This window comes from Bacteroides pyogenes, assembly GCF_014196225.1.
GTDB classification, from domain to species: domain Bacteria; phylum Bacteroidota; class Bacteroidia; order Bacteroidales; family Bacteroidaceae; genus Bacteroides; species Bacteroides pyogenes_A.
In genome coordinates this window covers 74,687-89,300 of the sequence record NZ_JACIDI010000004.1, presented here as the reverse complement: position 1 = coordinate 89,300, position 14,614 = coordinate 74,687, and the positions used below count along the sequence as shown (strand labels likewise).

Sequence of the window (14,614 nt, the reverse complement as noted above, 5' to 3'; positions counted from 1 at the left end):
GCGAGACCGGATGTACACCCGGAGAATTCTTGAAGATAGTTTTTTTCGAAAAAAAGTCTATCTTTGCTCCTTGAAATTACTCAGAAATAAAATCCATGACGGGAGACCAGTTTTGCAAGCCATATATAGATTGCTCACAATGCCCCAAAGCCGATGAAGGTACTTTTACATACAGCAATCTGTCAAAAGGGAAGCATTATCCGAAAGATAAATGCGCCCAAAACTGCATGCTTTTCATCATAAAAGGAGAACTGCTCATCAACAGCGAAGAATATCCCGGAACCATCCTGCATAAAGACCAATTCATTCTTCAGGCGCTCGGCTCCAAGATAGAGTTACTGGCTCTCACGGACGTAGAGTACATCACTTTCCGGTTTAACGAACTGCCTTGTGTCTGCCAAGAACGGTATCACGAGATTATGAATCAGGCAGAAGCTCCGTTAACCTATACTCCGATGACGATGAATGCCCGGATTCAGTATCTGATCAAAGATCTGGCCATGTTTCTTGAAGAACAACGTCCCTGCGGCAAATACGTACAGATCAAAGCGCAGGAACTGACTTTCCTGATTGTCAACTATTACCCCCTTTATGAATTAAGCGCTTTCTTCTATCCGATCAGTAATTATACGGAGAGTTTTCACTATTTCGTCATGCAGAATTACAATAAGGTGAAGAATGTGGAAGAGTTCGCACATTTAGGCGGTTACAACACCACTACCTTCCGGCGTATGTTTAAAAATCTATACGGAATCCCCGTGTACGAATGGATACTTGAAAAGAAACGGGAGGGAATCCTCGAAGACCTTCAGCATACCAAAATGAGGATTACCGAAATCAGCAACCGGTACGGATTCGATTCTCTGTCGCACTTTGCCCATTTCTGCAAAGATTCGTTCGGCGATACCCCCAGAGCTCTTCGAAAGAAAGTAACCGGTGGAGGCAAAATACCGAAAAAAGAAAAATAACCTCACTCTCCCCTTGTTTCTCCCTCCCGGTTCACCCCGAATCTTAAAAAACAGCCCCCACAACCGTACTCGACAGGCATCACGATGAACATTCATGACCGCTGCGGTGAACATATATAGTCACCCCTGCTGACCATATATAGTCACCGTGCTGGCCATATATGGCTACCATGGTGGATATATATGGCTACCACGGTGGCTATATATGGTTACCGGAGCAGGCACATATGACCCGCTCCGCGTGCATTATCAAAGCCCTGTCTTACCATACGGAAACAGTAAATTTTCTCATGCGGCGGCGGATTGTACATTTATTACGGAATAATTTCTTTAATTCTTTGGACAATCAATCTATTTCTCCTATTTTTGCAGGATATAAGAGATGTAAAATAATGAAACATTTGTTCTAACAATTAAATAATCTAAATTCAATCATTTATGTGGTTAAGTAATTCATCTGTAGGAAGGAAAGTGGTGATGAGCGTTACCGGTATCGCCCTTGTCCTATTTCTGACGTTTCACATGGCGATGAACCTTGTTGCCATCATCTCGGCCGAGGGGTACAACATGGTTTGTGAGTTTCTGGGAGCAAACTGGTACGCATTGGCAGCTACGGTAGGTTTGGCTGCTCTCTTCGTGATTCACATCATCTACGCATTCTGGCTGACGATGCAGAACCGCAAGGCGCGCGGCAACGAACGCTATGCGGTAGTGAGCAAGCCCAAGAATGTGGAATGGGCCTCTCAAAACATGTTGGTGCTGGGTATTATCGTGATCCTGGGGCTGGTTCTTCACCTGATTAACTTCTGGTCGAAAATGCAGCTGCCGGAGTTGATGCACAACATGGGCATGCATGTCGATGAGGCTGCTCTGGTTTATGCGGCCGACGGAGTTCATCACATCCGTCAGACGTTCTCCAACCCTGTCTTCGTGGTGCTTTACATCATTTGGCTGGTTGCATTGTGGTTCCACCTCACGCACGGATTCTGGAGCTCCATGCAGTCATTGGGCTGGAACAACAAAGTGTGGATCGATCGTTGGAAATGTATCTCCAACATATATTCTACAATCGTTGTACTCGGCTTTGCGCTGGTAGTGGCGGTATTTTTCCTCAAGTCGCTTTGTTGTGGCGCCGCATGCTGATTTTAACTAAAAGAAACAAGGAGGAGCAGGCTTTTTCATCAACGCTTGCCGACCTCGAAAACCTTGTCAACTAAAAAACAATAACATTATGATTAAGATAGATTCAAAGATTCCGGAAGGCCCCGTGGCTGAAAAATGGACTAACTATAAAGCTCACCAGAAATTGGTGAATCCCGCTAATAAACGCCGTTTGGACATCATCGTAGTGGGTACGGGTCTGGCAGGCGCTTCTGCCGCCGCTTCACTCGGTGAAATGGGTTTCAGAGTGTTCAACTTCTGCATTCAGGATTCACCCCGCCGCGCACACTCTATTGCCGCTCAGGGCGGTATCAACGCGGCAAAGAACTACCAGAACGACGGCGACTCTATTTACCGTCTCTTCTACGATACCGTAAAAGGTGGCGACTACCGCGCCCGTGAAGCCAACGTATACCGCCTGGCAGAAGTATCCAACGCCATCATCGACCAATGTGTGGCTCAAGGAGTTCCCTTCGCGCGCGAATACGGCGGTACGCTCGACAACCGCTCGTTCGGAGGCGCTCAGGTTTCGCGTACATTCTATGCCAAAGGACAAACCGGACAGCAGTTGCTGCTGGGCGCTTACTCGGCCCTGAGCCGTCAGGTAAACGCGGGTACGGTGAAACTGTACACCCGCTACGAAATGCAGGACGTGGTAATCGTAGACGGTCGCGCACGCGGTATCATCGCCAAAAACTTAATCACCGGTAAACTGGAACGTTTCGCCGCCCATGCCGTGGTAATCGCTACCGGCGGATACGGAAACGCTTATTTCCTTTCTACCAACGCCATAAGCTGCAACTGTACGGCCGCCATCTCTTGCTACCGCAAAGGCGCTCTGTTTGCCAACCCGGCGTACGTTCAGATTCACCCGACTTGCATCCCGGTACACGGCGACAAGCAATCGAAACTGACACTGATGTCGGAATCCTTGCGTAACGACGGACGCATTTGGGTTCCGAAAAAGAAAGAAGACGCCGTGAAACTTCAGAAAGGCGAACTCAAGGGAAGCGACATCCCCGAAGAAGACCGCGATTATTACTTGGAGCGCCGCTATCCGGCATTCGGTAACCTCGTTCCGCGCGACGTGGCCAGCCGTGCCGCCAAAGAGCGTTGCGACAAAGGATTCGGCGTGAACAACACCGGCCTGGCTGTGTTCCTCGACTTCTCGGAAGCTATTAACCGATTGGGTATCGATATCGTGCTTCAACGCTACGGCAACCTCTTCGATATGTACGAAGAGATCACCGATGTAAATCCGGGTGAACTTGCCAAAGAAGTCAACGGAATGAAATATTACAACCCGATGATGATCTATCCGGCTATCCACTACACCATGGGCGGTATCTGGGTAGACTACGAATTGCAGACTACCGTCAAAGGTCTGTTTGCCATCGGCGAATGCAACTTCTCCGATCACGGAGCCAACCGCCTCGGCGCTTCCGCATTGATGCAAGGTCTGGCAGACGGTTATTTCGTATTGCCTTATACCATCCAGAACTATCTGGCAGACCAGATTACCGTTCCGCGCTTCTCTACCGACTTGCCCGAATTTGCTGAAGCCGAAAAAGCCATTCAGGACAAGATAGACCGCTTCATGAGCATTCAGGGAAAAGAATCGGTAGACACGATCCACAAGAAAGTGGGACATATCATGTGGGAATACATGGGTATGGGACGTACTGCGGAAGGTCTGAAAGAAGGCTTGGCCAAACTGAAAGAAGCCCGCAAAGAGTTTGAAAAGAACCTGTTCATCCCCGGTTCGAAAGAAGGTATGAACGTTGAGCTCGACAAAGCCATCCGTCTGTACGACTTTATCATAATGGGTGAGCTTGTGGCTTACGATGCGCTGAACCGTAACGAAAGTTGCGGCGGTCACTTCCGCGAAGAATACCAAACAGAAGAAGGTGAAGCAAAACGTGACGATGAAAACTTCTTCTACGTAGCATGCTGGGAATACCAAGGCGACGACGAGAAAGAACCGGTGCTGCACAAAGAGCCGCTCGTTTACGAAGCCATCAAGGTTCAAACTCGTAACTACAAGAGCTAATCGGTGAAGTTAAACATTAAAAAGAATTAGAAGAAAATGGATAAAAATATATCATTTACACTGAAGGTGTGGCGCCAAGCAGGGCCGAAAGCCAAGGGCGCTTTTGAGACCTACCAAATGAAAGATATTCCCGGCGATACTTCATTCCTCGAAATGCTGGATATTCTCAACGAACAGTTGATCAGCGAAGGGAAAGAGCCGATTGTATTCGACCACGACTGCCGCGAAGGAATCTGCGGAATGTGCTCGCTTTATATCAACGGACATCCTCACGGTCCGGCAACAGGAGCTACTACCTGCCAGATCTACATGCGCCGTTTCAATGATGGCGATACCATTACGGTAGAACCTTGGCGTTCGGCCGGTTTCCCGGTCATCAAAGACTTGATGGTAGACCGCACCGCATTCGACAAAATCATGCAGGCAGGAGGCTATGTAAGCGTACGTACCGGTTCTCCGCAGGACGCAAACGCTATCCTGATACCCAAACCGATAGCAGACGAAGCGATGGACGCTGCTTCATGCATCGGTTGCGGAGCTTGCGTGGCTGCTTGTAAGAACGGTTCGGCCATGTTGTTCGTTTCGGCAAAGGTAAGCCAGTTGAACTTGCTTCCGCAAGGCAAGCCCGAAGCGTTGCGCCGTGCGAAAGCCATGCTTTCGAAGATGGACGAGCTCGGATTCGGTAACTGTACCAACACCCGCGCTTGCGAAGCCGAATGTCCGAAGAACGTATCTATCAGCAACATCGCCCGCCTGAACCGCGACTTTATCATTGCGAAGCTGAAAGACTAAGCGAAAGCTTGATTTGATTAATAAGCAGAATCCCCCGTCGGCGTATTGCTGGCGGGGGATTCTTTTTTCGTTTCCTTATTCTTCCGATACATGTACCCGGTTCACGAAGATCTCGGAGATCCTGCAAGATGTGTCCGCACGTTATTCTTCCGATATCTGCACTCGGTTCACCCGTTCGAGGAGGAAACGGCTACGGTTCCAATGAAATGGCTTGTAGTCGGCATTGGCGCGAACCGTATTGCGGCGGAACACCAGCCCGTCTACCGATTTGGCGTAGAGGATGGGAGCATCAAATGTCTCGAACTCGTTGTCTTCGATGATGATACCCGCATCCTTTCCCCCGTGGAAAAAGCCTTGTTGACCTTCCAAGTTCGGAATCTCCGGATAAATGGAGATAACGGCATTGGTAAACTGAAACATGTTGGTCAGCGCATTGACGAAACGATTCTTTCGTATCAGCACATTCCGGCAGGCTCCCGTTTCGTACCAGCCGTTGCAGTCGCCACAAAGCAGGATGGCCGTCCCCGAAGTGTGGTCGAACAGGTTGTTCTCCACAACCACTGGCTGCGGAGTACTGAACAGGGTTCCTCTCGCCCGGTTGTTGCGAACGATATTGCCCGCGAACACCACTTCGGGCGTCCAGGTAAGATTTTCTATGCCGAAACCTTCGCGTTCGCTGATGCGCTCATCCACCGGCTGCTTGAAGCGAATAAGGAATTCACGCGCGCCTTCCGTTTGGTCCGCTCCGTGCGGTTCGATGGCAGCCACCTCGTTCTCTCCGCCCGCCAGGTCCATCGTTGCCGAACGTACGAACTGTATCCGGTCTTCCACTCGCCCCCATTCAAAGCCCCACGACTGTCCGTGCATATAACGTCCGACGAGCGTATGGTCGTCTATTCTCTTCACCACCTTCAAGTACGTGCCGTGCACATTGATGGCATCGTCCATCATTCCCTCGTACAAGCCGTTCACGGAGATAATCCGGCCTTTGCAGGCGGAGAAGTGCGTGGCATCCGCCTGCGTGGTAAAGTAGCGCGAATCTTCTTCACCCCGCAGGCACACCCCGAAGCCGTCTAATGAAATGTTCTCGCACAGCTGCGCCAGCAACCCCATGCCTTCGGCATAATGCACCTTGACACGCTGAATGGAAGTGTTTTTATTGTGCGACAAAAAGATACCCGGCGCAGGACGGAAATAGGTACGCATGGCCACCACAGTGCCCGGCACGAGACGTCCGTCTTTCCATTTCGGCGCATAGACCATTCCGGCAGAAAGCTCTTCGGCTTCGCGCGTATCGATAGAGAGGTCGCTGGTACGGTACACCAGCCGCCTGGTCTGCTCTTCGAAAGCAATACCCGTTTGCGGACGCCCCGTCCATCCCTCTCCATAACTTTCAAACCCTTTCTCTTTCGATATGCGGTATTTCACCCAGGGAGCCGCTTCGAAGGTAATCCCCTTCTCTCCTTCGTTCTTCACGATTTTCACCTGGCTGATATGCGGATTGGCGAAGTCGATGCTGAAATCCCGAAGCGTACAGTTTTCGGAGTGAAGCAACGAAAGCGGCAGCATCCGCCCGTGGAAAACGAACTCCGCCCCTTGTCCGTCGAGCGTGAAGTGCTGTAAGCCTTCAAGCGCCAGACCGACTTTCTTCGGATTCGTCTGGTCGTGGTTGGAGATGTAATATTCACGCACCGTCGCCCCCTCTTCATGGAAATGATAGCGGCCGGGAGAAAAACGCAGCACCACACTGTCGCCCGGCTGATACTCCGCCTTTATCTTGTCCAACAGCTTGCGGACCATAGGAGCGGCATTTCGCTTGCTGTCGGCTTTCAGCCCGTAACGGGCGGCTTCATACACACGTTCTTTGGCTTCCATGCCACAGCAGAAAACCATGCCAAGAAGAAAAAAGAGAATTGAATAGAAAGTTTTCATCATACAATCAATCGTTTTACAGATATTTCATAAATATATGCCAATTCATAACCTTCGCGCCGATACCCAAGCCTCAACCTGTCGATGCCGAACACCTATCCCGTCAATACATATATCTCCTTGGAAAAGATGCCCAGCTTCCGTGCAAAAGGCTCTGAACACCTTCATATCAAGCTATGAGCGTATCCACGTCAACCTCCCGGCAGTGTGGAAGCCGGCACGCAATAAAACACTTGTCTGCCGAGCCGGCCTTTCAGCGTCTTTCGCCCTCAATCTCGAAAGGAACCCGAAACGACACTCCCCGCTTCATCAGTTCCAACAGATTCGGATAGAGCCTTTTCCTGAACGAATCCCAACTGCGGAGAGACATCTGCGTCCAACCCGCTTCGGACAATGCCAGCCCGCGCGGATAAGTCATATAGTTGGCACGGTTTATGTCTTTGATGGCCTCTCCCCAAAGTGTTCCCATCACACCCGCTATATGCTTTCGCTGTCCCGGCTCAAGCTTATAAGTAGGGTCGAACTCATACGTCTTCCGAAGCGTGGTGAGCGGCATTCCCCAGTTGTTGAACTCGGGCAGGTCGTTCGCATACTGCGGATAATCGAAGTATGTGTACTCGCCCGGCGCCAGAATCAGCGTATTGCCCGATTCGCGTGTCAGCTCGATACATTTGGGTGTAAGTCCGTAGCGCCACGTAACGAGCGTCACATCTTGCGGATAGTCGAAAAGGTACTTATCGGCAGGCAGGCGTATATTGTCCAGCTCGCACCACAGAATGGCGTGGAGCCCGTATTTCTTGGCAGAAGCCAGCACCTTGCCGAAAAAGACATTCATCAATTGGTCGGGGGATGTGTAGCCATGACTGCGCATCAGTTCCAGATTCTCCGGACTCTTCGCCCAGTTTCGCTCTATAGCCGACTCATCTCCCCCCAGATGGATCTTCTTCGACGAAAAGACATCGCCCACTTCACGGATAATATCGTCGAGCACCTCGTACACCCTCGGATTGGCAGCCGAAAGCATCACATTATCCGTTTTCCCAAAAACGAAAGCAGAATCTTTCAGAAAATCACAACGCAAGTCGGGATACGCCGTAAGAATAGCTGCCGTATGTCCCGGCACATCTATTTCGGGAATAATCTCTACGTTGCGCAGGGCTGCATACTCCACCAGTTCCCTGAGTTGATCCTGCGTGTAGTAACCATTGTCGGGACTGATTGCCGACGCTTTCGGGTTGCGGAACGCACCGACCTCCGTCAGTTTCGGATGGCTCTTGATTTCGATGCGCCAACCCTGATCATCGGAAAGATGCAGCTGCAACGTATTGAATTTGTAACGCGTCATGCAGTCGATATACCCCTTCACTGCCTCCACAGGCAAGAAATGGCGTGCCGGATCGAGCATTAACGCCCGAAACGGATAAGCCGGCGCATCGTCTATACGCACTGCTCGTATCCGCCCTTGCTTCGTATTCGCCACATCGCCCAACAAGAGCTGATCGAGCGTTATCACTCCGTAATACACTCCCGCAGCCGTTCTACCTTCAATGCTTATTCCTTTGACATCGACTGTCAAGCGATACTGTTCCTCTCCCTCCATCCGGGGATTGAGCATCAGGCGGATTCTTCCGTTATCCGACACAGCAGGCGCAAAGCCGAACCGCTGTTTAAAGACCTGTTGCAACTCTGCGGCGGCAAATTGCAAATCGCCGGAACCGACACCAATTGTTTCCTTATCCGACAAGCGGAACACCCCTTGCCGTTGTTCCACATGATTGGGGAAAGGGAGTAAAGCGGACAAATGCTCTTGCGCCGCAACCCCAAGCGCAAAAAGCAGCATCACGAAAAGAACGGTTGGTCTATTCATAGACAAAAGCTTCTTAATACATTAATTTATCAATTCCTTGGCCAACTTTCCGGAATCATCGTACAGAATCCGATAGCTCGCCCCCTTCACCGTTTTGAAAGAAAGTGTCTGCCCGGCATACTTCAGTGTACATTGCTCTCCGGCATTGGAACGAACGGCAGCCTCCGTCAACTTCCCGTTTTTCCACTTCATAGACACTTCAAAGTTTCCTTTCGCACGAATACCGTTCACCGAGCCTTCCTTCCACGCATCGGGCAAAGCCGGAAGCAACTGAGTGAATCCCATGTGGCTTTGCAACAACATCTCGGTGATGCCCGCCGTTCCTCCGAAGTTCCCGTCGACCTGGAAAGGAGGGTGTGTGTCCCAAAGATTATCCAGCGTACCGTTTTTCAGCAGGTTGCCAAAGAGTGTGTAGGCATGATTGCCGTCATGCAGGCGTGCCCATTGGTTCAGCTTCCATCCCATGCTCCACCCGGTAGCTCCGTCGCCCCGATGTCTCAGCACCACCTGAGAAGCTTTCGCCCATTCGGGGGTGGTGACGGGAGAGATGGTACGCCCCGGATGTAGGCCGAACAGATGATTCACATGCCGGTGATGGTTGTTCGGATCGTCGATGTCTGTCGACCACTCCATCAATTGCCCGTAGCGCCCTATCCGATAGGGAGCCAGTCGGGCAAGCACATGCTCCCACTCCTTCCGCTCTTTGCGGTCTACATTCAGCACCTTACCGGCTTCGATGGCATCCAGCAAAATCTCACGAATTACGGCATGCACGAATGTAGCTCCCTGATCCACCGGGCCATGCTCCGGCGATGTGGAAGGAGCCGCAGTATATGTGCCGTCGGGCTTATGCCACAAGTAGTCGACCGCAAAACGGGCACTGCTTTTAATCAGTTCGTAACCAATTTCCTTCAGGAACTTCTTGTCGCGCGTATAGTCGTAATACTCCCAGACATGCGTTGCGAGCCACGGACCCGCCATCGGATTGAAGTTCCACGACATATCCTGACTCTCCAGCGGAGCGGTAAACCCGAAAATATTGGCGGAAATAGACGCCGTCCACCCCCTCGCCCCGAAGTAAGCGCGGGCCGTTTTCTCTCCCGGCTTCACCAGCGTACGGATAAAGTCGATGAGCGGAAGCATGCACTCGTCCAAGTTTGCTGAGCAGGCAGGCCAATAGTTCATCTGCACGTTGATATTATTATGGTAATCCACACGCCAGGGACCGTCCACATTGTTATGCCATATCCCTTGCAGATTGGCAGGCATATTGCCCGGCCGCGAACTTGCAATGAGCAGATAGCGTCCGAACTGATAATAAAGCTCTTCCAGATAATAGTCCGGCTGCCCTTTGCGATAATTCCGCAAACGCTCGTCGGTAGGCACATCGGCAACCTGCATACCGGGATTCAGGTTCAACTTCACCCGCCGGAACAAGGATGAATAATCCGCGTAATGCTCGGCAAGCAAGGCCTCATATCCTTTCGCTTCCGCATCATCCGCCCACTGATGGGTGGTTTCAGCAGGATTCACGCCTACATACGTCTTCGGGTCATTGAAGTCAGGATCGAAATTCATCTTGTAGTCCGTATCCGCCGTGATATAAAACACGGCTTCATCGGCTCCCTCCACCCTTATCTTTCCGCCGGCATTGCTCAACGTTCCGCCTTTCGCCACCGCACGGATGCGCACCACATACTTCATCCCGTTATTATCCAACGCGGCGGAATATACCAGTCCGTTGTTGCCGTCGGGTTTCATCTCCCCCTCCGATACCGGATTGGGCGCATAGCTGAACGTAAGGTTCTGTTTACCCGGACGGTCGGCGGCAAAACGCACCGCCATCACATTGGCGGGATAAGAGATGAAAAAGTCGCGCTTGTATGCCACATCGTCTTTCTTAAACTGCACCACAGCCACCGCCGAATCCAGCGAAAGGCTGCGCCGATAGCCACTCATCCCCACAGCGCTCAGTCCCGTTTCGATGTAGAACTCCCCCATCGTAGTGAAATTACCGAACCGGAAAGGATTCTCGCGCGACGCCTCGTACGGAACCTCGCTATTGAAGTTCTCCCGTGTCAGCCGCGCCGCCTTCTCCCCGTCTCCGTCAACAAACGCCCGGCGGATTTCATCCAGAATATGAGCCGACTGCTTATTCACATTCCAGTAATAAGCCGCTCCTTTAGACGTGTTAGGTCCCCCTCGCCACAGAGTTTTCTCATTGAAAGTAATTCGTTCGGCCTCCACCGAACCCAAAACGTTTGCTCCCAAGCTGCCGTTACCGATTGGCAGCGACCTCGATTCCCAAGCCGCATCAGGATTCCGCGCAGTGTCTCCGGCGGACTCAGGTTTATTTTCTCCCTTCCACATGTCGGGACGCCCGCCGTACCAGACGGATCGTCCTTCCAAAGTATTCGGTTTGTCGAACCAAATGGAATAATTTCTCGTATGCTCACCGGCCCGAAGAGGGCATAGCATAATAAGTGCAGGTAGTAGCGAAAAGATTTTTTTCATCATTTCATTGTCGTTTTTCTAAAGTATAAAAATATGTTTGCGGACTCTCCCTTCAAGCTATCGCTCTATGTACATGAAGGTTGTGCGTACAAAGATGCATTATAAATGCCACATCACATAAATATTTATCAAGTTTTTACGCAATTTTCAAACTTCCGGAGTTCAATAGCAAAAAGTTAATGAGATAACTGGCAAAGCATTCTCCCGCCTCATCCCAATACACTTCATCACGAAAGCGGCCAAGTATCAGCCTATCCACTTTTTCGGCAAAGTTCCCTTCAGGAGTAAAATCTCCCAAAAACGTCATAGATATCCAATATGCAGTCAATAACTATTGAGCCATGGCAGATCCAGCTTGTATCCTAAAGCCACAAACACGGGTTGAAAAAACACTAAAAACGCGAGTTCGGGATAAGCAAATCTGCTATATAGGGTGAAAACGTCTCCAATTGGGAATTACATGGTTTAGTAATTTCTTTACCATGCTCATGAGTAGTAATTTCATCCGTTATAAATATGAAATTAGAAACATTAATGAACTCTTTTTCGAGACTCAAAAAAGCATGGACAGCAATAATTTACCAACAATATTCTATTTTGTAAATCAAACGCAATCTTTCCACCTTGCATCCAACACTCCAACAAACATTTCCATCTCTCTCTTGGAAATACTCAATCGTGTTGCCATTTCTCGCCATCCTTTTACAACTTCAATCACCTCAGAAATAATCTTTTCCGCTACTTTGCGATTAAGCATATAATCTTCGCAAGTATCAAGCAAAATACTCAGTTCTGCCTTATTGGAGGTTGATGAGACAAGCAGACTCTGATACTCATTCAGAGTAGGATTCATATCGTATGCAGGAGAAAGCGTCCAGCCTTTTGCGGTCAAAAGAAAACCATGATTGCGGAAATGGTCATCGCTATTGCCAATGCAAATGTTAAAAGCCACACGACGATAGAGTTCCTGCAGATTCCTTTCTACATTCGTACAGTTCTGGATTATAAAATCAACTATATCCAGATAACCATGCCCTGTTGTTGCGTTGTCTCCGTCATTGAGTCCCAATAAGGTCATGGCAGAAGCAAAGTGAATCCGTTTCCCCTCTTGGGTTCTGTCGAAGCGTTGAGAAAGCAAAGTATGATATTTCTCGCCAGTAGCCAGCACTTTGGTTTTCGCAGCATTTATACCGGTTTTCACAGCAAGGAGGTGGCTAAAGTGTTCCCAAAGTCCTGCATCGTAATCATCTTTGCGAGAAGGGAACTTGGCTATATAAAGCGTTTTGTCCGTATCTATCACACTGGCTTTAGGCCTTGCACCCCCCAATGAAGAACCCGGTTGTACGAGTTGGGCGACCCATTTCCTATCAGGAAGAACATTCCCCTCTTCGCTTTTCTCAATTTCCGCACTGGCAGCAATCAGCTCCCTTATATCCGTCAGAGGCGGGATTTTCAACGACTCACTTACATTTATAAATCCTCCGTCTTTTGACTCCTTGAAACGGAAAGCACCCATTCGGGAAAAGTCATCGATACCGGTCAAAAAGTCAAAGGAAGACAGTCTTCGTACCGATCGTTTCTCTTCCATCGCAGCAATCTGCTCACGTCGCAACAACAGCGTTCGCCCCCAACGATCCGGCAACGCATCCGAGAAACATCCGAATATATCTTTCTCCGGTTGCGTGTATTGCTGTCCCGGATAATTATTGAGGTCATCACTCAGGAACAAATTTCCGTGTTTCTTCAGCCATTCATCGCTGAAAGTAAAACAATAGCTGTCCGAGCCACGAAGAGATTCATAGCCTAACTCGCCAACGAGTTCTGTTTTCTTGAGCCAATCAAAATCGGCATAGACATATAACGTTTTCATAGTTTACTCCTTTTTTGAGGCACGTTCCCTAGTCTTCAGACTCAAATCCTGCAAGGCTTTTCCCAATTTATCTTCTTTGGCCAGCCACAGAATATCATCATCAAGCTGTAAAGCATACAGCACACGCAAATAGATTCCGATTGCTACTGTCGGTGCGCCTTTTTCTATTCGGGACACAGTCAACGGAGAACAGGTGGCACGTTCAGCCACCTGAGCCACACTCAGATTCCTGCGCAAGCGAGCCAATTTAATCTGCTCTCCCACAACAGACATCTTCTGCTCCAACTTTCGGGGCAACTTAGTCCCCATTGTATTCTTTGCCATATTAACTCATTATATAATATGCAAAGATACTATTTTTTATATATTTAATGATGTATTATAGGTAAAAAGCAAGATTAGAAGATATGGTATTTAAGCGGTTCTACACTTTTTCAAGCGAATCACTGAAAGCAACTTTACTTTATCTCCGTATTCATACGGACGTAATGGACATTTGGTAGGCTGGTACTCCCAGCCTACTTTTTTATATTTAGGAACCCATCTATGAACTTCTTTTTATTAGCCTTATTCATTCCATTATGATTACGCAGTGCTCTTTTAAGTTGTGAGTTGAATCCTTCCAAAAGATTTGTCGTATTGGGTATCTCTAATTCAGGATATTCTTCATACGTATAGAGCCATTTAAGGTGTGTCTTTACAGAACGCCTTGCAGTTCTCAGCCTTCTATGTGTATAGGTTGTCTTTCCGGAGATTAGGAGAGTTCGTTCATCCAGGAACTCTTTCCATTCATCACACCATTTATCAAAGCCTGATACAAATTCTTCTTTCCCCATAGAGAACATACTCCTCATTAATGCCAGCAGTTCGATACCTGCGGGCAAATGCGGATTGTTGGTAAGAATCCTTCTAACTATCTGCAACTGATGGAATTGACACATCTGCACAGGACAGGAAGTTACAGCTTGTAAAAGCCCGATATGTCCATCACACACCATGGACTTTATCCGAGTTCCACTCTCTTCAATGCATCTGGAATCCTGCCTGATGCAGCATCTTGAAACAGCATCAGACCAAACGTCTTGGAAAAGTAGGTTGTATCCAGTATTATTGTTGCAGATTCAGGATAGATAGGAGTGAAGCTGTCTGTCACTGAACTTAACCTACGGCGTATGGTTCTTTCTGAACATTTGTGAAGAATGGATAGTTCAGAAATGGTTCGCTTCTCGGTCAGATAGTCATTCCATAAAGAGACATTCTCTATACGATGACCACTTTGGAATTGCCTGCCGCAATCCTTGCAAAAGTACATCTGGATGTTACGCCGATGACCATTCTTTTTAACATTTGAGCTGTTATAGAATATACATTTTTTTATTCATAAGCTTTCAAATGCTGCAAAGGTAATAAATAAAGGACATTCGAGAGGTTTTCAGCCTACCAAATGTCCATTACGCCTT

At 48.9% G+C, this 14,614-nt stretch carries 9 protein-coding genes and 3 pseudogenes; 4 read left to right on the top strand and 8 right to left on the bottom strand.

Annotation, left to right across the window (positions count from 1 at the left end; translation table 11 throughout):
• Nucleotides 1-95 precede the first annotated feature (95 nt).
• From GGR07_RS03785 to GGR07_RS03770, 4 genes are all read left to right on the top strand, one after another.
• On the top strand, nt 96-968 hold the full coding sequence (locus GGR07_RS03785; protein ID WP_021646377.1) for a helix-turn-helix domain-containing protein: 873 nt from the start codon (nt 96-98) through the stop codon (nt 966-968).
• A gap of 438 nt (nt 969-1,406) precedes the next feature.
• Nucleotides 1,407-2,111, top strand: a complete 705-nt coding sequence (locus GGR07_RS03780) for a succinate dehydrogenase cytochrome B subunit, b558 family (RefSeq protein WP_021646379.1) — start codon at nt 1,407-1,409, stop codon at nt 2,109-2,111.
• Nucleotides 2,112-2,199: 88 nt separating this feature from the next.
• Nucleotides 2,200-4,179 (top strand): fumarate reductase/succinate dehydrogenase flavoprotein subunit, encoded by a 1,980-nt coding sequence (locus GGR07_RS03775; protein WP_021646380.1) that lies wholly within the window; start codon nt 2,200-2,202, stop codon nt 4,177-4,179.
• A gap of 36 nt (nt 4,180-4,215) precedes the next feature.
• On the top strand, nt 4,216-4,971 hold the full coding sequence (locus GGR07_RS03770) for a succinate dehydrogenase/fumarate reductase iron-sulfur subunit (RefSeq protein WP_021646381.1): 756 nt from the start codon (nt 4,216-4,218) through the stop codon (nt 4,969-4,971).
• 141 nt (nt 4,972-5,112) lie between these two features.
• Here the strand turns inward: GGR07_RS03770 and GGR07_RS03765 are convergent, their stop codons facing one another.
• The 8 genes and pseudogenes from GGR07_RS03765 to GGR07_RS14210 all read right to left on the bottom strand — a co-directional run.
• Nucleotides 5,113-6,903: a right-handed parallel beta-helix repeat-containing protein gene (locus GGR07_RS03765; RefSeq protein WP_034542781.1), complete on the bottom strand. Its 1,791-nt coding sequence runs from the start codon at nt 6,901-6,903 to the stop codon at nt 5,113-5,115.
• Nucleotides 6,904-7,156: 253 nt separating this feature from the next.
• Nucleotides 7,157-8,770: a beta-N-acetylhexosaminidase gene (locus tag GGR07_RS03760; protein WP_122056465.1), complete on the bottom strand. Its 1,614-nt coding sequence runs from the start codon at nt 8,768-8,770 to the stop codon at nt 7,157-7,159.
• A gap of 21 nt (nt 8,771-8,791) precedes the next feature.
• The gene (locus tag GGR07_RS03755) at nt 8,792-11,284 is read right to left on the bottom strand and encodes a glycosyl hydrolase family 95 catalytic domain-containing protein (protein WP_122056685.1); all 2,493 of its coding nucleotides are present in this window, start codon (nt 11,282-11,284) and stop codon (nt 8,792-8,794) included.
• A 202-nt stretch (nt 11,285-11,486) separates the two neighbouring features.
• Nucleotides 11,487-11,615 (bottom strand): annotated as a pseudogene (locus GGR07_RS03750) (acyltransferase family protein); the annotation flags it as partial.
• A gap of 273 nt (nt 11,616-11,888) precedes the next feature.
• Nucleotides 11,889-13,154: a type II toxin-antitoxin system HipA family toxin gene (locus tag GGR07_RS03745; protein WP_034542726.1), complete on the bottom strand. Its 1,266-nt coding sequence runs from the start codon at nt 13,152-13,154 to the stop codon at nt 11,889-11,891.
• Between the two features lie 3 nt (nt 13,155-13,157).
• Nucleotides 13,158-13,478 carry a helix-turn-helix domain-containing protein gene (locus GGR07_RS03740; RefSeq protein WP_021646388.1) on the bottom strand — a complete coding sequence of 107 codons (321 nt, stop codon included), beginning with the start codon at nt 13,476-13,478 and terminating at the stop codon, nt 13,158-13,160.
• Nucleotides 13,479-13,672: 194 nt separating this feature from the next.
• A pseudogene (locus GGR07_RS14050) lies at nt 13,673-14,466 on the bottom strand (IS256 family transposase, variant Zn-binding type).
• Nucleotides 14,467-14,520: pseudogene (locus GGR07_RS14210) on the bottom strand (hypothetical protein); the annotation flags it as partial.
• Between the last annotated feature and the right edge of the window lie 94 nt (nt 14,521-14,614).